The following is a 19,400-nucleotide window of genomic DNA, read 5'->3' on the forward strand; positions in this document are numbered from 1 at the left end:
CGCGGGGAACTGCGCGACCAGCCACGACCAACCCGCAGCCGGACGCCGGCGGAACCGGACCGGCCGCAAGGCCGGCTCGGCACCGCCGGACAGGCGGTCGACGGCTGAGCGCCGTCGCGGCGGGATGAGGGTGCCGTTACTGTCGCGGCCGGTCCGGCCAGGACTGCGGCTGAGCGCCGTCGCGGCGGGATGAGGGTGCCGTTACTGTCGCGGCCGGTCCGGCCAGGGCTGCGGCTGAGCGCCGTCGCGGCGGGAGTTCCTACCCCGCCGGCCGGCCGCTAGGCGGAAAGGCGACTGCCCATCCACTTCAGCGTCGGGTTCAGCTCACGACGCCACGTGTTGAAGTTGTGGCCGCCGCTGTCGAGGATGATCGACGAGACCCGGGTGGGGTGCTGCTTCGCCAGGTCGATGAACTTCAGCGTGTCCTTGTAGTTGTGCTCGCCCTTCTTGCTGGTGGTGACCAGCAGCGAGACGGGCGGCAGCGGCTTGTTCTTCAGGCGCCACAGCAGGTCGTTCTCCTTCTCCAGCTGCTTGTTGCCGCCGAAGAGGGAGCCGGTCGTCGGGTCCTGCGGAGCCTTGTAGTAGCCGGAGAGGGCGGCCGCGGCGCCGTACGCGTTGGGGTGCCGCATGGCGATCTTCAGCGCGCAGTAGCCGCCGGTGGAGTCGCCGATCATGCCCCAGTTCTGGGGCTTGTCACCGACCCGGTACTGCTGGGAGATCGCGGCGCGCAGGTCCTTGGTGAAGAAGGTCTCGGTCTGGGGGCCGCCGGGTATATCCATGCACTCCGTGTCCCGGGGCGGGGCGACGGTCGGCCGCATCATCACCAGGATGGTGGGCTGCATCTTCTTCTCCTTGGCCAGCTTGTGCGCCCGGACGGGGTAGTCCAGGCCCTTGACCAGGGCTTCGGCGGTGCCCGGGTAGCCGGTCAGGACGACCGAGGCCGGAAACGTGCGCTGGGCGTACGCGGGCTGGAAGTACTCCGGGGGCAGATAGACATAGGCCGGGCTGTTGATTCTGGAGTCCGGGCCGGCGATGTTGATCTTCTCGATCTTGCCGCCGACGCGCGGCACGCCGCCGCGGGGCACCTTGACCTGCTGCACGCCCACGACCTGCACGCGCTTGCCGGACGCGCTGTGGTCGACGACCACGCCCTCGTCCTTGACCTGGCCGAAGAGGTCGGCCCAGGAGCCGTAGAAGCCGAAGGACTGGTTGGCCCACAGGCCGATCGCGGCGAACAGGGACAGCTGCGTGGCCAGCATCATCCCGATCCGGGCCAGGACGGATCCGATGCTCTTCTTGCCCAGGCGGGGCCAGAGCCAAATGGTCAACGCGAAGAGCACTACCGCGGCCGCGATGGACAGCAGCAGGACTGGCATGCTGGTGAGACCCATGAGGTGCTTTCTGCCGAGCGACCCGGCAACCGAGTCGCGGAATGGTTACTTCTTTCCGGGCTCGGCCCCCGGCGGAACCTCAGCCCCGAAACCGTCGTCCTAGAGGGCGCACATTGTCCGGGCACTGCCGCCAAATGGCGCACACCCACTCGACATGGACGACGGGAAGAGATGTCTGTCAGGGAAGATGGCAAAAAGTCCGATGGGGTTCCTTCGGGTTCGAAGTGGCTCTCGGTGCTTGCGCGTATCGCCAAGGGTCCGAAACCTGAGCGCGTACCTGCCGTCGTCGGAACGGTCGCGGCCCTCATCGGCCTCGCCGACATCGTGGCCGGTGTGGTCCCGCGCTTCCGCTGGAGCAAGGTGCACGCCTTGGCCGAGGTGCTGCCCGGCTCGGTGACCCAGCTGGCCGCCGCCGGTTCGATCATCGTCGGCATCCTGCTGCTGATGCTCGCGCACGGCCTCAAGCGGGCCAAGCAGCGCACCTGGTTCGCCACCGTCGTGCTGCTCCCGCTCGGCGCGGCCGCACAGCTGATCTACCGCCACAGCATCGTCGGCACGGTGCTCTCCCTGCTGCTGTGGGTCTACCTGCTCCGGCACAAGAGCTCCTTCGCCGCGCTGCCGGACCCGCGCAGCCGCTGGAAGGCCCTGGCGAACTTCATCCTCATGGGCGGGGCCAGCTTCGCCCTCGGCTGGGTGATCGTCACCTCGCACCCCGACCAGATGATCGGCAACCCGCCGGTCCGGGAGCAGATCGAGCACGTCGTCTGGGGCCTCTTCGGCTTCGAGGGCTCGATCCGCTACACCGAGCACGTCGACTACGTGGTCGGCTACTCCCTGGGCGCCCTCGGTCTGCTGACCGTCGCCACCACCGCGTACCTGTTCTTCCGCCCGGAGAACCCGGCCGCCGTCCTCACCGAGGAGGACGAGGACCGGCTGCGGGAGCTGCTCGCCAAGCACGGCGAGCGTGACTCGCTGGGCCACTTCGCGCTCCGCCGCGACAAGAGCGTCGTCTTCTCCCCGAGCGGCAAGGCCGCCGTCTCCTACCGCGTCGTCTCCGGCGTGATGCTCGCCAGCGGTGACCCGATCGGCGACGTCGAGGCGTGGCCGGGCGCGATCGAGCAGTTCATGGAGCTGGCCAAGCGCCACTCCTGGACGCCCGCTGTCGCCGGATGCAGCGAGACCGGTGGCGAGGTGTGGACCCGCGAGACCGGTCTGGACGCCCTGGAGATGGGTGACGAGGCCATCGTCGAGGTGGCCGACTTCAGCCTGAGCGGCCGCTCCATGCGGAACGTCCGCCAGATGGTCAAGCGCATCGAGCGCAACGGCTACACCACCAAGGTGCGCCGCGTGGGCGACCTGAGCCCGGAGGAGCTCGAGGTCGTGCAGAAGGCAGCCAACGCCTGGCGCGACACCGAGGACGAGCGCGGCTTCTCCATGGCCCTGGGCCGGATCGGCGACCCGAAGGACCTGGACGCGATCATCGCCACCGCCCACAAGGACCCGGAGGAGGGCGAGACGTTCCCCTTCGGCGACCTGAAGGCCATGCAGCACTACGTGCCGTGGGGCAAGGACGGCAGCTCGCTGGAGCTGATGCGCCGCGACCGCAGCGCCGACCCGGGCATGAACGAGCTGCTGATCGTTGCCTTCCTCCAGGCCGCGCCCGAGCTCAAGATCAAGCGCATGTCGCTGAACTTCGCGTTCTTCCGCTCCGCCCTGGAGCGTGGCGGCAAGCTGGGCGCCGGCCCGGTCGTGCGCATCCAGCGGGCGGTGCTCGTCTTCCTCTCGCGCTGGTTCCAGATCGAGTCGCTGTACAAGTTCAACGAGAAGTTCCGGCCGCGCTGGGAGCCGCGCTTCGTGGTCTTCCCGAACAGCCGTGACCTGCCGCGCATCGGCTTCGCGATGATGCAGGCCGAGGGCTTCATCACGCTGTCCATGCCGAAGCCGTGGCGGCGCAAGCCCGCGGAGGACCCGCAGACCTCCCTGGACGACGAGAAGCCGGCCGCCCGCGAGGTGACCCACGCGGCGTAGCCGCGCCGCGAGCCGCCGATGGCCCCCGAAGACCCTTCCCGGACCCCTCCGGGGAGGGTCTTCGCCTTGCCGGGCCCTAGGCTGGACGCATGAGTACGTCGCATGCCCGTACCGGGCCGGTCGGACTGCCGGAGTGGGGCCGCTGTGCGGTCATGGGCGTGGTCAACGTCACGCCCGACTCGTTCTCGGACGGCGGACGCTGGTTCGACACCGGCGCGGCGGTCAAGCGGGGCCTGGAGCTGATCGCCGCCGGAGCCGACCTGGTCGACGTCGGCGGCGAGTCCACCCGGCCGGGGGCGGCGCGGGTCGACGAGGCGGAGGAGCTGCGCCGGGTCGTCCCGGTGGTCCGCGAGCTGGTGGGCGAGGGCGCCGTGGTCTCTGTGGACACCATGCGGGCCGCGGTCGCCGAGGCGGCGATCGAGGCCGGCGCGGTCCTGGTCAACGACGTCAGCGGCGGCCTCGCGGACCCGGCGATGGTCCCGGCCGTGGCCACGGCCGACGTGCCGTTCGTGGTGATGCACTGGCGCGGCTTCAGCGCCGACATGAACAGCCGGGCCGTCTACGGGGACGTGGTCGGCGACGTCCTGACCGAGCTGCGGCGCCGTGTGGACGCGGTGGTCGAGGGCGGTATCGAGGCCGACCGGCTGGTGATCGATCCCGGCCTGGGCTTCGCCAAGAACGCCGAGCACGATCTCGCCCTGGTCGCCCGCCTCGGCCGGCTCCGCCGCGAGCTGGGCCTGCCGATGCTGGTCGCGGCCTCCCGCAAGCGCTTCCTGGGCCGCGTCCTGGCCGGCCCCGACGGCACCCCGCCGCCCGCCCGCGAGCGCGACCACGCGACGGCCGCCATCACCGCCCTCGCCGCGCACGAGGGCGCCTGGGCGGTACGGGTCCACGAGGTGCGGGCCAGCGCGGACGCCGTCCGGGTGGTGGGAGCCGTGGCCGAGGCCGGGCGCTCCGCGGGCGCCGAGGGGGCCGTGTGAGCACCGCCCGCACGGACGGCGAGCTGGTCGAGCTGGCGAACACCGCCCTGTACGAGGCGATGGAGCGCGGCGACACGGCCGCCATGAACCGGCTGTGGCTGGACGAGCCCGGCCGCGAGGTCTCCTGCGTCCACCCCGGCTGGCCGGTGCTGCGCGGGCGCGGTGAGGTGCTGCGCTCGTACGCGCTGATCATGGCGAGCACGGACTACATCCAGTTCTTCCTGACCGACGTCGAGGTGTCGGTGGCCGGCGACACCGCGCTGGTGACCTGCACCGAGAACATCCTCAGCGGCGGCCCGGCGGAGACGGAGGGCGAGCTGGGGCCGCTGGTGGGCCAGCTGGTGGTGGCCACCAACGTCTTCCGCAGGTCCGGCGGCGAGTGGAAGGTGTGGTCGCACCACGGCTCGCCGGTGCTCGCGAGCGCCGAGGACGAGGAGGAGGACGAGGAGGAGAACGGCGGCGCGCCGTCGGTGTGAGGAGAGTGTGACCTCCCGTTCGAGCCGCTCGCGGCGCGGGTAGAGGTGGACCGCCGGGCCTGCGGACCCGTGGCCGTGGGGCACCCGTGGGCGGGGTCTGTCGTTGCCCGCAGGTAGATTCGAGATGGGTGACCCGGCCGAGGGCCGGGACGGGCGGCGCGTCGGCGCGCCCGGTGCGCGCCCGTGTTCCGACAACCAGCTGGAGTGATTCGTGTGGATCGTGTCGCGCTGCGCGGCCTGAAGGCCCGGGGCCACCACGGGGTGTTCCCCAGGGAGCGCGAGGAGGGCCAGACCTTCATCGTGGACCTGGTGATGGGCCTGGACGCCCGGCCCGCGGCGGCCGCCGACGACCTCGCGAAGACCGTCCACTACGGCATCGTGGCGGAGGAGGTCGTGGGCATCGTCGAGGGCGAGCCGGTCGACCTCATCGAGACCCTTGCCGAGCGGATCGCCCAGCAGTGCCTCAAACACGAAGCGGTGCGGGAGGTCGAGGTCACCGTCCACAAGCCGGACGCGCCGATCACCGTGCCCTTCGACGACGTGACCGTAACGATCACCCGGAGCCGAGTATGAGCAGCAGCGACCCGACCGTGCAGCCGGTGCCCGCCTCCGTGGTGGAGCAGGTGGACGCCGCGGACGTCACGCTGAGCAATCCCAAGCGCGCCGTGATCTCGCTCGGCAGCAATCTGGGCAACCGCCTGGAGACGCTGCAGGGCGCGATCGACGCGCTGGAGGACACCCCCGGCCTGCGAGTGAAGGCCGTCTCCCCGGTGTACGAGACGGAGCCGTGGGGCGTCGACGCCGGCTCCCAGCCGTCGTACTACAACGCGGTGGTGCTGGTGAAGACCACCCTGCCGCCGGACTCCCTGCTGGAGCGCGGCCACGCGATCGAGGAGGCGTTCGAGCGGGTGCGCGACGAGCGCTGGGGCCCGCGTACGCTCGACGTCGACATCGTCAGCTATCAGGACGTCGTCTCCGACGACCCCGCCCTCACGCTGCCGCACCCGCGCGCCCACGAGCGCGCCTTCGTGCTGGTGCCGTGGTACGACGTGGACCCGGAGGCGGTCGTCCCGGGCCGGGGTACGGTGGCCGAGCTGCTGACCGGTGTCACCCGCGAGGGTGTCCAGGTCCGCACCGACCTGGAACTCCGACTGCCCGAGTAGCCGTTGGGCGGGTGGCGTGCGGAATCAGGACGACGAGGGGCGAGGCGACGGCTCGGTGAAACAACTCAGGATCAGGGTGCTGGCCGGCCTGTTCGTCGTGGCCGGGGTCGTGTCGTGGGCGGGAGCCCGGCTGTGGGACTCCTTCGGGACGCTGCCGAGCGTCCCGGTGGCGGCGCCGATCGTGCTGGCCGTCATCGCCGCCGTCCTCAGCGCGACGGCGCTGTCGATCCGCTCCCGCCTCAAGGCCCAGCGTGAGCGCCGCCCCGGCGCGAAGGGCGTCGACCCCCTGCTCGCCGCCCGCGCCGTCGTCTTCGGCCAGGCCAGCGCCCTGGTGGCCGCCCTCGTCTCCGGCATGTACGGCGGCGTCGGCGTCTTCCTCCTCATCGACGGCCTCGACGCCCCGGCCCGCCGCGACCAGGCCATCTACGCGGGGGCGTCGGTCCTGGCGGGCATCTGCGTGGTCGCTGCGGCGCTGTTCCTGGAGCGCATCTGCAAGCTCCCCGAGGACGAGGACGACAACGGCACGGGCCCGGCCCGCGCCTGACCCCCTGCGGGGTGCTCCGTGATGTCGGTCCGGCACCTTTCTCCGCCGCGACGGTGAGCAACCCATGGCGCGGTTTTCGGCGGGTGCGGGGCGGCCTTGCGGCCGGCTGGGCACCGCTGCGGCGGGGAAGGTTTGCCGGCCGTGACGGTCACGGCACGGACTTTTTCTCCGCCGCGACGGCGAGCAACCCATGGCGCCGTTTTCGGCGGTGCCGAGCTCGCCGCAGGCGGTCCGGCACCGCCGGGCACCTTGCTGGTGGCTGAGCGCCGTTGCGGCGGGAATGGGGGCCCGGGGACACCCCCGGGCGTCAGGCCGTGGAGATCGTGTCCACCGTTACCTCGGTTCGGTCAGCGCCCAGCGCTTCCGCTTCGATGGAGCGCCGCAGCGCCTCGTGCAGCCCCGCCGGCGTGAGCACCCCCAGGAAGTGGTCGCTGTGGTCGCCGTCCAGGACGGCGATCCAGCCCGCGTCGTGCTGGAGCATCGTGCTGAACGCCTGCTTGAGGGAGGCGCCCAGGGGGAGCCAGGCCTCCATGCGGCGGGCGTGGTCCCGCACCGTGTCGCCCGCGCGCCCCGCGCGCACCGCCTCGGCCGAGATCCAGCCGTGCAGCCGGTCCGCGTCGTCCAGGACGACGGCCCAGCGCGCGTCGTCGGCCGCGAGCCGCGCCGCCGCCGCGGAGAGCCGGTCGTCGAGGTGGACGAGGGGCGGCCGCTCCAGGTCGCCGCGCTCGATCGGCGTGACGGACAGCCGCTTCAGGCCCCGGTCCGCGCCGACGAAGTCGGCCACGTACGGCGTCGCGGGCGCGCCCAGCACCGCCGCCGGGGCGTCGAACTGTTCGATGCGCCCCTCGCCGTAGACCGCGATGCGGTCACCGAGACGGACGGCCTCCTCGATGTCGTGGGTCACGAAGAGGACCGTCTTGCGGACCTGGGACTGAAGGCGCAGGAACTCCGACTGGAGCCGTTCGCGCACCACGGGGTCGACGGCGCCGAAGGGTTCGTCCATCAGCAGGACGGGCGGGTCGGCGGCGAGCGCGCGGGCCACGCCGACCCGCTGGCGCTGGCCGCCGGAGAGCTGGTCGGGGTAGCGGTCGCCGTGCACGGCCGGGTCGAGGCCGACGAGGTCGAGGAGTTCGGCGGCCCGGGCCCGGGCCTTCTTCCGCGTCCACCCCAGCAGGTGCGGCACGGTCGCGGTGTTCTCGAGGACCGTCCGGTGCGGGAAGAGACCGACCTGCTGGATGACGTAGCCGATGCCGCGCCGCAGCTCGACGGGGTCCGCCTCGGCGATGTCCCGGCCGTCCAGGAGGATGCGGCCGGCGGTCGGCTCGATGAGCCGGTTGACCATCTTCATCGTGGTGGTCTTGCCGCAGCCCGACGGTCCGACGAGCGTGATGAGCTCGCCCTCGGCGACCTCGAAGGACAGGTCGTCCACCGCGGTCGTGCCGTCGGCATAGCGCTTGGTGACATGCTCGAAACGGATCATGACTCCCCATTGTCGGTGCCCCGGGTTAGGGTCGCCAGTAACCGACGGTGAATGCCGAGGGGGAGGTGCGCGCATGGCGAACCGGAACTGCATGATCACCAATGACTGGGTCTGCGGTGAGTACGTACGGACGCGCGGCCATGAGCTGGTGGAGGCCACGCTCGAACACATCGGCATCACCCTGGCCTCGGTGGCGATCGGGCTGCTCGTGGCCCTCCCGCTGGCGCTGCTGGCCCGCCGTTGGCGCGGCGTGGCCGGGCCGGTGCTCGGCCTGACCACCGTGCTGTACACGGTGCCGTCGCTGGCGATGTTCTCGCTGCTGGTACCGGTGTTCGGGCTGTCGGTGGCCGTGGTGGTGACGGGCCTGGTGCTGTATTCGCTGACGATCCTCGTGCGGAACATCCTGGCGGGCCTGGCCTCGGTCCCCCAGGAGGTCCGGGAGGCGGCGCGCGGCATGGGGTACGGGCCGGTGCGGCTGCTGTTCGGCGTCGAACTGCCCCTGGCGCTGCCCGCGGTGATGGCGGGTCTGCGGATCGCCACGGTCTCCACCGTCTCGCTGACGACCGTCGGGGCGATCATCGGCTACGGCGGCCTGGGCAATCTCATCTACGACGGGATGCGCAGTTACTTCAAGGCGCAGGTGCTCACCGCCTCGGTGCTGTGCGTGCTGCTGGCCGTCGCCGCGGACGTCCTGCTGCTGCTCGTCCAGCGGCTGCTGACGCCGTGGACGCGCGGCGGCCGCCGGGCGGGCCGCCGGGCCGCGCCGCGGATCGCCGAGCCCGCGACGGGGCAGGTGGCCGCCTGATGGACGTCATCCCCCGCACCTGGGACTGGCTGAGCACCGGCGCGCACTGGACCGGTGCGGACGGTGTGTGGCACCGGCTCGGCGAGCACCTCTTCCTCACCGGCGTCTGCCTGCTGATCTCGTGCGCGATCGCGCTGCCCGTCGCCGTGGTGCTCGGCCACATCGGCCGCGGCGGCGCGCTCGCGGTGAACGTGTCCAACGCCGGCCGCGCGGTGCCGACATTCGCGGTGCTGGTCCTGCTGCTGCTCAGCCCTCTCGGCACACACGGTTCCTGGCCCACCGTCATCGCGCTCGTGCTCTTCGCGATCCCCCCGGTGCTCACCAACGCCTACGTGGGCATGCGGGAGGTCGACCGGGACACCGTGGAGGCGGCCCGCGGCATGGGGATGACGGGCCGCCAGATAGCGGCCCGGGTCGAGATCCCGCTGGCCCTTCCGCTCATCGTCACCGGCGTGCGGTCCGCCGCCGTGCAGGTCGTCGCCACCACCACGCTCGCCGCGCTGCCCGGCGGCGGTGGGCTGGGCCGCATCATCACCGCCGGCTTCCGGCTCACCGACACGGCGCAGGTGGTGTCCGGCGCCCTGCTGGTGGCCGCGCTCGCCCTGCTGGTCGAGGGCTTGTTCGTGCCGGCCCAGCGGCTGCTGGACCCCCGGCGCCGGTCGCGCTCCACCCCCCGACCCGCCCCCCGAACCGAGAGGGAACCCGCATGATCAGGACCGTACGCCGTCCGCGCATCGTCCGCGCCGTGCCGGCACTGGCCGTCGTCGCCGCCCTGATGCCGGGCCTGGCCGCATGCGGGGGCGACAGCCTGGAGAAGTCGGGCGGCGGCTCCGCCGAGGGCAGTCAGGGCTCGCTGGTCGTCGGATCCGCGTCGTTCACCGAATCCAGGATTCTGGCGGAGATATACGCGGCGCTGTTGCGGGACGCCGGATATTCCACGTCGATCAGGACGGTCGACGCGCGGGAGCTCTATGAACCGGCGCTGGAGAAGGGGCAGATCGATGTCGTTCCGGAGTACGCGGCGACGCTCGCCGAATTCCTGAACAAGAAGCAGAACGGCAAGGACGCCCCCGCCGTCGCCTCCTCCGACACCGATGCCACCGTGAAGGCGCTGCGCCGACTGGCCGATCCGCGCGGACTCAAGGTGCTCGACCCCGGTCGCGCCGTCGATCAGAACGCCTTCGCCGTCACCGCCGACTTCGCGGAAAAACACCAGCTCAAGACACTTTCCGATCTTGGAAAGTCGAAGCAGCGGGTCAGGCTGGCCGCCGGTGACGAATGCCCCCAGCGGCCCTTCTGCGAGCCCGGCCTGGAGAAGACGTACGGCATCACCGTGGCCGGCCTGGACCCCCTGGAGGTCGGCAGCACCCAGGCCAAGCAGGCCGTCAAGAGCGGAAAGGACCAGCTGCTCCTGACCACCACCACGGACGCCACGCTCGATCAGTTCGGACTCGTTCTGCTGAAGGACGACAAGAACCTCCAGAACGCGGACAACGTGCTGCCCGTGGTGAATAGCCGTAAGGCCGGATCCCAGAAGATCGCCGACGCGCTGGACCGGCTCAACAAGGTGCTCACCACCGCCGATCTCACGGAACTCAACAAGAAGGTCGACGCCCAGCGGCTCAAGCCCGCGGACGTCGCCCAGCGCTACCTCGAGCAGAAGCGTCTGTTGTCGGCGCGGAAGTAAGATCAAGGGAAGAGTTTGGTGGCGGAGTCACACGTTCAGGGCAACGCACGGTAAGTTTCAGGCCATGCCACGAGGACGCCACCGCCATTCCGCACCCCTGCACCGGCTTCTTCCCCCGGCGACGGTCGCCGCGACATCGGTCGTGTGCGCCGCCGGCGCCCTGGTCGTGGGCGAGACGGCCGTCATTCGCGGTCTGGCCGCGGCGGCGGCCGCCGCCGCCGTGGTCGGCTCGGTGCTCATGCGCCGCTGGGACCGCGCCGCCGGCAAGCGCGTCGCCCAGCTCACCGCCGCCCGCACGCGCGACGAGTGGAAGACCGACGAGCGCATAGCCGAACTGGAGACGGACCTCGAGGAGACGCGCCTGGCGCGCACCGCCCTGGAGGCCAAGCTGCGCGCCAAGCGGGCCGAGCTCGCCCGGCTGCGCACCGAACACGCCGATCTGCTGCGGCGCTACGCCGCCGCCGAGACGGGCCGGGCCAGTGCGCTGGAGGGCCAGCGGAAGCTGTCGAAGGACGGCGCGAAGGGTGGTGCGAAGGACGGCGTGACGGGCGGCGTGAAGGGCGGCAGGGCCGCGGCCGCGCTGCCCGCCGGAGGGACCGGTGCGGGCGCCGGCCTCACGCCCGCCGCCTACCGCGAGGCCGCCGAGGCCCTGCGCCGGCTGGAGCGCAACGCCGCCCGCCAGCGTGCCGCGCAGCAGCCCGCCCGGGCCGCCGCCCCCAAGGCGCTCGCGCCCGCTCCCGTGCCCGCCCAGACGCCGGCGCGGGTTCCGGTCGTCCGCCAGCAGGGCGGCTTCGACTTCTTCGGCACCCGCAAGAAGCCGGTGACGGCCGCCAAGCCGGTCGAGGAGGTCGAGGGCCAGGACCTCGCGGACGTCGTCGGCGAGGAGGCGCTCGCGGAGGCGGCCGAGGCGGAGATAGCGGCCAAGGACGAGAAGGGCGTCATCGACCTGACGGCTCACGACGAGACCGAGCAGATCGACGTCGCGGAGCTGCGCAGCGCGATCTCGTAGGGCTGCGGCTGCTCCTTGCCTGTCGATGTCGCCTTACTTGTCGATGTCGCCGACGACGAAGAACAGCGATCCGAGGATCGCGACCATGTCGGCGACGAGCGTCCCCGGCAGAAGCTCGCACAGCGCCTGGATGTTGTTGAACGACGCCGAGCGCAGCTTCAGCCGGTAGGGCGTCTTCTCGCCCTTGGAGACGAGGTAGTAGCCGTTGAGGCCGAGCGGGTTCTCGGTCCAGGCGTACGTCGCGCCCTCCGGGGCCTTGAGCACCTTCGGCAGTCGCTGGTTGATGGGCCCGGGCGGCAGCCCGGCCAGTCGCTCCAGGCACGCGTCGGCGAGGTCCAGCGAGTTGTGCGTCTGGCCCAGCAGGCACTCGAAGCGGGCCAGGCAGTCGCCCTCCTCGCGGACCTCGACCTTCAGGACGTCCCGCAGGTCGCCGTAGGCGAGGTAGGGCTCGTCGCGCCGGAGGTCGAAGTCGACGCCGGAGGCGCGGGCGATCGGCCCGCTCACCCCGTACGCGTGCACGGTCTCCGGGCTCAGCACCCCGACGCCGCGGGTACGGCCCCGGAAGATCTCGTTGCCGAGCACCAGCCGGTCGTACACGTCCATCCGCGACCGCACCTCGGCCACCGCGTGCCGCGCCCGGCCGAGCCAGCCGGCGGGCAGGTCCTCCTTCAGCCCGCCGACCCGGTTGAACATGTAGTGCATCCGGCCGCCGGAGACCTCCTCCATCACCGTCTGGAGCTCCTCGCGCTCACGGAAGGCGTGGAAGATCGGCGTGATCCCGCCGAGCTCCAGCGGGTACGAGCCGAGGAACATCAGATGGTTCAGCACCCGGTTGAGCTCGGCGAGCAGCGTCCGCGCCCACACCGCGCGCTCGGGCACCTCCATGCCGAGCATCCGCTCCACGGCCATGACGACGCCGAGCTCGTTGGAGAACGCGGACAGCCAGTCGTGGCGGTTGGCCAGCATGATGATCTGCCGGTAGTCGCGGGCCTCGAAGAGCTTCTCCGCGCCGCGGTGCATATAGCCGATGACGGGCTCGGCGTGCGTGATCCGCTCGCCGTCCAGGACGAGCCGCAGCCGGAGCACGCCGTGGGTGGAGGGGTGCTGCGGGCCGATGTTGAGCACCATGTCGCTGCGCTCTGCCGCGCCGCCGATGCCGACTGTCGTCTCCGTCATGGAGGTATTTTCCCACCCGCCCGCCCGTCACCCGGACAGGTGGTGCCACTCCAGCCCGGCCGGCCCCACCGGCTGGAGGAGCCAGCCGAAGGCGCCCAGGCCGCCCGGGGAGGTCAGCTCCGCCGCCTCTCCCGCGGTCGACAGGGCGCGTACGTAGGCCGCCGGGTCGCTCGACGCAAGCGCGAGCGCCGGGCGCGCGCCGTCCACGCCCAGGGCGTGCAGCGCCTCGCGCTGGGTGCACAGGGACGCGCCCGGCCCCGCGCACGCGTCGAGCGCGACGTGTGCCGTGATGTCGCACGACCCGTCCGGCACCGGTCGCACCTCACGGCCGCCGCGGAAGCCGGTGAGCGTGCCGAACGGCGGCCGGGCGGCGCGCTCGTGCGCGTAGTCCGCCGCGACGGCGAGCCCGGCCCGCAGCGTCCCCACGGCCCGGGACCAGGCCGCGTCGCGCGGGTGCCCGATCTCCGCGCGGCTGCCGGGCGGCGCCCCCTCCAGCGGCCACCAGCGCTCCAGCCAGGCGGCGTCCTCGCCGGCGACCGGGTCCCCCAGCAGCTCCTCGCCGTCCTCCTGGACGAGCACCAGACGGGCCGTGCCCGCGCCGTCCGCCTCGGCGACGTCCAGCGGAACGTTGTCCAGCCACTCGTTGGCGAACAGCAGGCCCTCGACACCGGCCGGCGGCGCGTCCAGCCACACCACCCGCTCGTCCAGCCCCGCAGGCCGGTCCGCGAGCTCGACCGCGTACGGCCGCAGCCGCTCCGCCACATCCGGAGGGCACTGCTCCAGCACACCGGTCACCAGCTCACCGCGGCCCGCGCCCATGTCCGTGAACGCCAGCTCCGCCGGGCGGCCGAGCGCCGCGTCGACGCGGCACAGCAGTTCCACCACCGCGCCCGCGTACAGCGGGGACGCGTGCACGGACGTCCGGAAGTGGCCCGCGGGGCCCTCGGGGCGGCGGTAGAAGCCGCCGGGGCCGTACAGGGCGGCTTCCGTGGCCTCCCGCCAGGTTCTCGTTCCGCTTGCCATGTGCACACGGTATGCGCGCCGGGCGGTCACAGGGTCTCCACCTTGGGGAGTAGACGAGGAGCGGTCGGATCGATCGTCCGGTTGACCCCCGGACGGACGCACCGAACCTACGCTGGGTGGCGTGCAGCGCCTCTACGACTTTCTCCGCCGGCATCCCACGGGTGTGGACAGCTTCTGGGCCCTTCTGCTGCTGTGCGTGAGTCTGCTGGAGGCGGCGAGCGGGATGCCGGACGGAGGCCGGCTGCCGGCGGCGCTCCTCTCCCTCCCGCTGTGCCTGACGGTCGCCCTGCGACGGCGCGCGCCGCAGAAGATGCTGCTGCTGGTGACGGCGGCCGGGGTGGCCCAGCTCGCCCTGAACGTCTCCATCAACGCCGCCGACCTCGCCATGCTCGCGATCGTCTACACGGTGGCGTCCGGCAACGTCCGCTGGGCCTCGCGCTACGCGCTGGCCGGCAGCGTCGCCGCGCCGGTGCTGGCCTCCGTGCGCTGGCCGAACGAGAACCAGCCCGTCGCGACCCAGGCGCTGGCCACGGTCTTCGTGACCGTGCCCTTCCTGCTGGCCTGGGTGCTGGGCGACTCGATGCGCACCCGGCGCGCCTACTGGGCGCAGCTGGAGGAGCGGGCGAGGCGGCTGGAGAAGGAGCGCGAGCAGCAGGCCCGGATGGCGGTGACCGCCGAGCGCGCCCGCATCGCCCGCGAGCTGCACGACGTCGTCGCGCACAACGTCTCCGTGATGGTGGTGCAGGCCGACGGCGCCGCCTATGTGCTCGACTCCTCGCCCGAGCAGGCCAAGCAGGCGCTGGAGACCATCTCCGGCACCGGCCGCCAGGCGCTGACCGAGATGCGCCGGCTGCTGGGCGTGCTGCGCACCGAGGAGGGCGGCGAGGGCGGCGGCGAGTACGTGCCGCAGCCGGACGTCGAGCAGATCGGCGAGCTGGTCGAGCAGGTGCGCGGCGCCGGTCTGCCGGTGGAGTTCGCGGTGGAGGGCGCGCCGCGCCCGCTGCCGAGCGGTGTGGAGCTGACGGCGTACCGCATCGTGCAGGAGGCGCTCACCAACACGCGCAAGCACGGCGGCCCGGACGCCGGCGCCAGCGTGCGGCTCACCTACTTCGACGACGGCCTCGGCCTGCTCGTCGAGGACGACGGCCGCGGCGCGCAGCAGGAGCTGTACGAGGCGGGCGGCGCGGACGGCATGGGGCACGGTCTGATCGGGATGCGCGAGCGCGTCGGCATGGTCGGGGGCACGCTGGACGCGGGGCCCCGGCCGGGCGGGGGCTTCCGCATCAGCGTGCTCCTGCCGGCCAAACCCGGCGGCCGCTGAGCCTCCGCCGGTTCTCTCCACTCCTACGCAAGCCGCAAGTCCTGCGAAAGTCCTACGAAAGGGATCCCCCGCATGTCGATCCGCGTGATGCTCGTCGACGACCAGGTGCTGCTGCGCACCGGCTTCCGGATGGTGCTGGCGGCCCAGCCCGACATGGAGGTCGTCGCCGAGGCCGGGGACGGCGCGGAGGCGCTGGAGGTGCTGGCCCGCACCGAGGTGGACGTCGTCCTGATGGACGTCCGCATGCCCCGCCTGGACGGGGTCGAGGCGACCGGCCGCATCTGCGCCCAGGTGGACCCGCCGAAGGTGCTCATCCTGACCACCTTCGACCTCGACGAGTACGCCTTCTCCGCGCTGAAGGCCGGGGCCAGCGGCTTCATGCTCAAGGATGTGCCGCCGGCCGAGCTGCTGGGCGCGATCCGGGCCGTGCACAGCGGTGACGCGGTGGTCGCGCCGAGCACCACGCGCCGGCTGCTGGACCGCTTCACGCCGATGCTGCCGAGCGCCGCGAACGAGCCGACCAGCGCCGAGCTGGGCCGGCTGACCGACCGCGAGCGCGAGGTCATGCTGCTGGTCGCCCAGGGGCTGTCCAACGGCGAGATCGCGGCCCGGCTCGTGCTCTCCGAGGCGACGGTGAAGACCCACGTCGGGCGGATCCTCACCAAGCTGGGCCTGCGCGACCGCGTGCAGGTCGTCGTGATGGCCTACGAGACGGGCCTGGTCCGCGCCGGGGGCGGCGGCGCCCAGTAGGCGGCTTCCTAACGAAGCACGCCCTCCAGGAAGTCGCTGCCCAGCCGGGCCACCACCGTCAGGTCCAGCTGGTGCAGTACGTACCGGCCGCGCCGCCGGGTGGTGGTCAGGCCGGCCTTCTTCAGCACGCCGAGGTGGCGGGAGACCTCGGGGGCGCTGATGTCGTGCGCGGCCGCCAGTTCGCCCGTGGTGTAGGCGGCCCGCGCCAGATAGCGGCACATACGGATCCGCATCGGGTGGGACAGCGCCTCCAGACGGAGCGTGAGCAGGTCCAGCGAGCGGGGGCCGGGCAGCTCCGGGGAGGCGACCGGATAGCTGACGACGGGGCGCCAGTTCTGTGCGTGCAGCACCCACAGGTGCGGCCAGCCGAGGGAGGACGGGACGAAGGTGATGCCCGCGCCGACGGCCGGGTCGAGGGCGGTCGTCCGGCCGCTGGTGATCTTGTCGACGCTGATGCGGGACTGGTCCTCGGTCAGCGTCACCGCGGCTGACACCTCGGCGAGCGCCTCGGCGACGCCCTTGTGGCGCAGCACCTCCGTCTTGTGCCGGGCGTCGGCCGCGAGCTGGACGCGTACGCGCTGCCAGACGTCGTCGAAGAACGCGTCCGCGCAGTCCTCGAAGAGGCGGCGCAGCCAGGCCCGCACGGCCGGCGGGTCGTCCAGCAGCCGCTTGGCGAACCGCAGCTGACGGCTGCCGCGCGCCGTGGCCCGCTCGATCGCCTTCTCCCGGGCCCCGGCATCGACCAGCGGGGAGGGGGCGCCGCTGCCGTACCGGCTGGTGCAGGTGATCTCCAGGGCGGCGTCGACGAACAGCTCGTCGCTCAGCCGGTCGAGCAGGTCCAGGTCCTCGGCGAGCGTGGCGCCCGGCTGGCCGTGCGTGTCCGGCAGCGCCGCGAACGGCGTGGAGATGTCCGAGAAGGTGGACCGCCACAGGAAGTCCGCCTCACACAGCCGGTCGGCGAGGTCGGGCTTGAGGCCGGCGTTGGTCGCGGTGGTCCAGCCGTGCAGACCGGGGTGGTGCCCGGGCTCCGCCAGGGTGTGCAGCGCGGTGAACAGCTCCGACAGGGGAGACGGGCGGAACACCAGGCGCTCGGGCGGCAGCCCCGCGATGTCGATCATCACGCTCATGCGCTCATCGTGCCCTCTCTTTTCCCAGGTCGGACGGTCATTTGACGGTCCTCGTCAATCCACGGGCGGTACGCGGGGTTCCGCCGCACGGTTGATCACATGAACGTGACCCAGCAGCACATGCTCGACGCCTACCGTGCCACCCTCCACGACAGCCCGGCCCCGCCGGCGCCGGGCACGCGGGAGTGGCAGGCCGTCCGCGAGTTCCGCACGTGGCGGGACTTCCGGGCCGTCGTCGACGAGCGCGTCGCCGCGCGCCGGGCCCGCTGGGCGGCACTGCTGTCCTTCCTGCGCCCGGCCGCCCCGGCCGTCCGCCCGTCAGCCGCCCGTCCGTCAGCCGTCCGCCCGGCGGCGGTCCGCCCGTCGGCCGGGAGCCCGTCAGCCGTCCGTCCGCACGCGGTCCAGCAGCCCGCCGACCGCCTCGGCGACGGCTCCGGGAGTCCAGTCCAGTGCCGATGAGGCGACCGTGACCTCGGTGAGCGCGAGCCCCGGCACCGGCGCCGCGCGCCACGACCCGAACAGCCAGGTGCCGGTCTCCTCCGCGAGCCGCACGCCGGCCTCGGTCAGCGCGTCGGGCGTGTACGGCAGCCACACCTGGAACTGATGCGTGTGCGGTACGTCCGGGTGCACCCGGAACCACGGCACACCGGCCGCCCGGAACGCCTCACCGAGCGCCTGCGCGACCACCTTGGCGTGCGCCACGTACGACGGCAGCCGGGGCAGCTCCCGCTCCAGCCCGGCCAGCGCCGACAGCGCGGCCGGCCACTGCTGGAAGAGCTGCCCGCCGTACCGGTGCCGCCACGTGCGCGCCTCCTCCACCAGCGACTCCGGGCCCGCCAGCGCGGCGCCCGAGACGCCGCCGAGCGACTTGTAGAGCGACACGTACACCGAGTCCGCGAGCCCGGCGAGCTCCGGCAGCTCCACCCCGAAGTGCGGGGCGCACTCCCACAGCCGCGCGCCGTCGAAGTGGACGACCGCGTCCCGCTCCCGGGCGGCCGCCACGACCTCGTTCAGCTCGTCCCAGCCCGGCAGCAGGAAACCGGGCTCACGCAGCGGCAGCTCCAGGCTGAGCGTCCCGAACGGCTCCTCCAGCCCGCGCACCTCGGCGGCCGTCGGCGGCCGGGCCTCGCTCGTCGGATGCACCGCCCGCAGCCCGCTCACCACCGCGTAGGCGTCCCGCTCGTGCACCTCCAGGTGCGACAGCGGATGCATGGCGACCGTACGGTTCCCGGTACGCCCGGCCCAGCAGCGCAGCGCCACCTGCTGCGCCATGGTGCCGGTGGGGAAGAAGGCGGCCGCCTCCATGCCCAGCAGCCCGGCGACCCGGGCCTCCAGCTCCTCGACGATCCCGTTGCCGTATATGTCCACGTACTGCCCGAGGTCGTACCCCCGCGGCGCTGCCCCCGCCAGCTCGGCGAGCGCCTCTCCGACCGTCCGGGCGAACGGCCCGCTGCTCGACAGCACCCGCTCACAGGCCCGCACGGCCGCCATCCTGCGGCCGCGGCCGTAGGGGCCGGGCTCCGTCTTCTCATCATCCGCCATGCCGGGATCCTCACCCCGGGGGCGGGCGGAGACAAAGGGTTATCGCTCCGGCGCGGTGGTGGTCCAGGTCCTGAGCGGCTCGGTGTCGAGCGTGAAACCGACCGGCGCCGGCAGCTCGACGCTCTTGCCGAAGGCGGCGGTGTGACGTTCCTGGTAGGAGCCGCCGACCGGCTCGCTGTACACCGTGACCTCACCGGCATCGCGGTCCACGAGCAGATATACCGGGATGCCGCTCTCGGCGTAGGCGCGCGGCTTCTCGACGCGGTCGCGCAGATTGGTGTCGTAGTCGTGGGAGGTGACCTCGACGGTCATCAGGACGCCGACGGGATCGGCCCACTCGCCGGCGGGCGCGAAGTGGCCCTTGGGGGCGAGGGTGCCGTCGGGGCGTGCCCGCCCCTTGCGGTACGTCTCGACCCTGAGACCGCGATCGCCGTACAGACGCAGCTCCCGGAAGTGCTGAACGCAGAGCTCCTGAAGCCACATGACGATCTCGCTGTGGACCCCGTCCGGCACGGCCTTGATCGCCGTCTTCCCGCCGACGAACTCCAGGCGGACGCCTTCCGCCTCCCGCTCGGCGGCCCTGGCGATGCTCTCGAACTGCTCGGCCAGGATCTGCGCTTCGGCATGCGGCCGTTCGTCCGGTGCGGTCACCACGTGCCTCGCTCCTGTCTGAGGACTTCAGGCTAGCCCCTGCCACCGACGTGCGCCGGGCATCCGGAGTGGACGCCGGAGGCCCCCGTGCGCACCTCGCGTAGCATGACAAGGAATCGTCCGGTACCCCCGCGGACTGGAACGGAAGGCCGCCCGCCGCGTGAACGCACATCCCTCCTCCGAGCACCCGAGTCCGCAGGACCGGCCCGCACGGCTGACCGTCGGTGTCGTCGGCGCCGGCCGGGTC

At 72.4% G+C, this 19,400-nt stretch carries 20 protein-coding genes; 13 read left to right on the forward strand and 7 right to left on the reverse strand.

Features of this window, described 5'->3' with window-relative positions:
• Positions 1-278: 278 nt before the first annotated feature.
• The gene (locus tag AB0K09_RS13385) at positions 279-1,391 is read right to left on the reverse strand and encodes an alpha/beta hydrolase-fold protein (RefSeq protein WP_366065478.1); all 1,113 of its coding nucleotides are present in this window, start codon (positions 1,389-1,391) and stop codon (positions 279-281) included.
• Between the two features lie 171 nt (positions 1,392-1,562).
• On the opposite strand from AB0K09_RS13385, the gene AB0K09_RS13390 reads away from it, so the two are divergent.
• The 6 genes from AB0K09_RS13390 (at position 1,563) to AB0K09_RS13415 (ending at position 6,582) form a co-directional block, all read left to right on the forward strand.
• Positions 1,563-3,419, forward strand: a complete 1,857-nt coding sequence (locus AB0K09_RS13390) for a phosphatidylglycerol lysyltransferase domain-containing protein (RefSeq protein WP_366065479.1) — start codon at positions 1,563-1,565, stop codon at positions 3,417-3,419.
• Positions 3,420-3,508: 89 nt separating this feature from the next.
• Positions 3,509-4,399 carry a dihydropteroate synthase gene (gene folP, locus AB0K09_RS13395; RefSeq protein WP_366065480.1) on the forward strand — a complete coding sequence of 297 codons (891 nt, stop codon included), beginning with the start codon at positions 3,509-3,511 and terminating at the stop codon, positions 4,397-4,399.
• Positions 4,396-4,875 (forward strand): nuclear transport factor 2 family protein, encoded by a 480-nt coding sequence (locus AB0K09_RS13400; RefSeq protein ID WP_366065481.1) that lies wholly within the window; start codon positions 4,396-4,398, stop codon positions 4,873-4,875. The genes folP and AB0K09_RS13400 overlap by 4 nt, the downstream gene beginning before the upstream one ends.
• Positions 4,876-5,088: 213 nt before the next feature.
• A complete protein-coding gene (gene folB, locus AB0K09_RS13405) occupies positions 5,089-5,448 on the forward strand; it encodes a dihydroneopterin aldolase (RefSeq protein WP_366065482.1) in 360 nt (119 codons plus the stop codon).
• Positions 5,445-6,038, forward strand: coding sequence for a 2-amino-4-hydroxy-6-hydroxymethyldihydropteridine diphosphokinase (gene folK / locus AB0K09_RS13410; RefSeq protein WP_366065483.1), 594 nt, complete (start codon positions 5,445-5,447; stop codon positions 6,036-6,038). Before folB ends, folK begins: the two co-directional genes overlap by 4 nt.
• 55 nt (positions 6,039-6,093) lie before the next feature.
• The gene (locus AB0K09_RS13415) at positions 6,094-6,582 is read left to right on the forward strand and encodes a DUF3180 domain-containing protein (RefSeq protein ID WP_366065484.1); all 489 of its coding nucleotides are present in this window, start codon (positions 6,094-6,096) and stop codon (positions 6,580-6,582) included.
• Between the two features lie 307 nt (positions 6,583-6,889).
• Here the strand turns inward: AB0K09_RS13415 and AB0K09_RS13420 are convergent, their stop codons facing one another.
• Positions 6,890-8,062, reverse strand: coding sequence for a betaine/proline/choline family ABC transporter ATP-binding protein (locus AB0K09_RS13420; RefSeq protein WP_366065485.1), 1,173 nt, complete (start codon positions 8,060-8,062; stop codon positions 6,890-6,892).
• Positions 8,063-8,135: 73 nt separating this feature from the next.
• Between AB0K09_RS13420 and AB0K09_RS13425 the strand changes: the two genes are divergently transcribed.
• The 4 genes from AB0K09_RS13425 to AB0K09_RS13440 all read left to right on the forward strand — a co-directional run bounded on the left by AB0K09_RS13425 (position 8,136) and on the right by AB0K09_RS13440 (position 11,563).
• Entirely contained in the window at positions 8,136-8,867 is a 732-nt protein-coding gene (locus AB0K09_RS13425) for an ABC transporter permease (RefSeq protein WP_366065486.1), read from the forward strand.
• Positions 8,867-9,577: an ABC transporter permease subunit gene (locus AB0K09_RS13430; protein WP_366065487.1), complete on the forward strand. Its 711-nt coding sequence runs from the start codon at positions 8,867-8,869 to the stop codon at positions 9,575-9,577. Before AB0K09_RS13425 ends, AB0K09_RS13430 begins: the two co-directional genes overlap by 1 nt.
• Positions 9,574-10,554, forward strand: coding sequence for an ABC transporter substrate-binding protein (locus AB0K09_RS13435; RefSeq protein ID WP_366065488.1), 981 nt, complete (start codon positions 9,574-9,576; stop codon positions 10,552-10,554). The genes AB0K09_RS13430 and AB0K09_RS13435 overlap by 4 nt, the downstream gene beginning before the upstream one ends.
• A gap of 64 nt (positions 10,555-10,618) precedes the next feature.
• On the forward strand, positions 10,619-11,563 hold the full coding sequence (locus AB0K09_RS13440) for a hypothetical protein (protein WP_366065489.1): 945 nt from the start codon (positions 10,619-10,621) through the stop codon (positions 11,561-11,563).
• 33 nt (positions 11,564-11,596) lie between these two features.
• Here the strand turns inward: AB0K09_RS13440 and AB0K09_RS13445 are convergent, their stop codons facing one another.
• Positions 11,597-12,739: an NADH-quinone oxidoreductase subunit D gene (locus AB0K09_RS13445; protein ID WP_366065490.1), complete on the reverse strand. Its 1,143-nt coding sequence runs from the start codon at positions 12,737-12,739 to the stop codon at positions 11,597-11,599.
• A gap of 27 nt (positions 12,740-12,766) precedes the next feature.
• Entirely contained in the window at positions 12,767-13,762 is a 996-nt protein-coding gene (locus AB0K09_RS13450) for an SAM-dependent methyltransferase (protein WP_366065491.1), read from the reverse strand.
• A 121-nt stretch (positions 13,763-13,883) separates the two neighbouring features.
• Between AB0K09_RS13450 and AB0K09_RS13455 the strand changes: the two genes are divergently transcribed.
• On the forward strand, positions 13,884-15,083 hold the full coding sequence (locus AB0K09_RS13455; protein ID WP_366065492.1) for a sensor histidine kinase: 1,200 nt from the start codon (positions 13,884-13,886) through the stop codon (positions 15,081-15,083).
• 72 nt (positions 15,084-15,155) lie between these two features.
• On the forward strand, positions 15,156-15,833 hold the full coding sequence (locus AB0K09_RS13460) for a response regulator transcription factor (protein WP_366065493.1): 678 nt from the start codon (positions 15,156-15,158) through the stop codon (positions 15,831-15,833).
• 8 nt (positions 15,834-15,841) lie between these two features.
• Here AB0K09_RS13460 and AB0K09_RS13465 read toward each other — a convergent pair whose 3' ends face one another.
• Positions 15,842-16,960, reverse strand: coding sequence for a DUF5937 family protein (locus AB0K09_RS13465; protein WP_366065494.1), 1,119 nt, complete (start codon positions 16,958-16,960; stop codon positions 15,842-15,844).
• 99 nt (positions 16,961-17,059) lie between these two features.
• Between AB0K09_RS13465 and AB0K09_RS13470 the strand changes: the two genes are divergently transcribed.
• The gene (locus AB0K09_RS13470; RefSeq protein WP_366065495.1) at positions 17,060-17,419 is read left to right on the forward strand and encodes a hypothetical protein; all 360 of its coding nucleotides are present in this window, start codon (positions 17,060-17,062) and stop codon (positions 17,417-17,419) included.
• On the opposite strand, the gene AB0K09_RS13475 is transcribed toward AB0K09_RS13470, so the two are convergent.
• Together AB0K09_RS13475 and AB0K09_RS13480 are read right to left on the reverse strand one after the other, a co-directional pair.
• On the reverse strand, positions 17,339-18,502 hold the full coding sequence (locus tag AB0K09_RS13475) for a beta-eliminating lyase-related protein (protein ID WP_366065496.1): 1,164 nt from the start codon (positions 18,500-18,502) through the stop codon (positions 17,339-17,341). The two genes, AB0K09_RS13470 and AB0K09_RS13475, sit on opposite strands and share 81 nt — an antisense overlap.
• Before the next feature lie 39 nt (positions 18,503-18,541).
• Entirely contained in the window at positions 18,542-19,156 is a 615-nt protein-coding gene (locus tag AB0K09_RS13480) for a Uma2 family endonuclease (protein WP_366065497.1), read from the reverse strand.
• Positions 19,157-19,400: the final 244 nt, after the last annotated feature.

Source organism: Streptomyces sp. NPDC049577 (genome assembly GCF_040675635.1).
GTDB lineage: Bacteria > Actinomycetota > Actinomycetes > Streptomycetales > Streptomycetaceae > Streptomyces.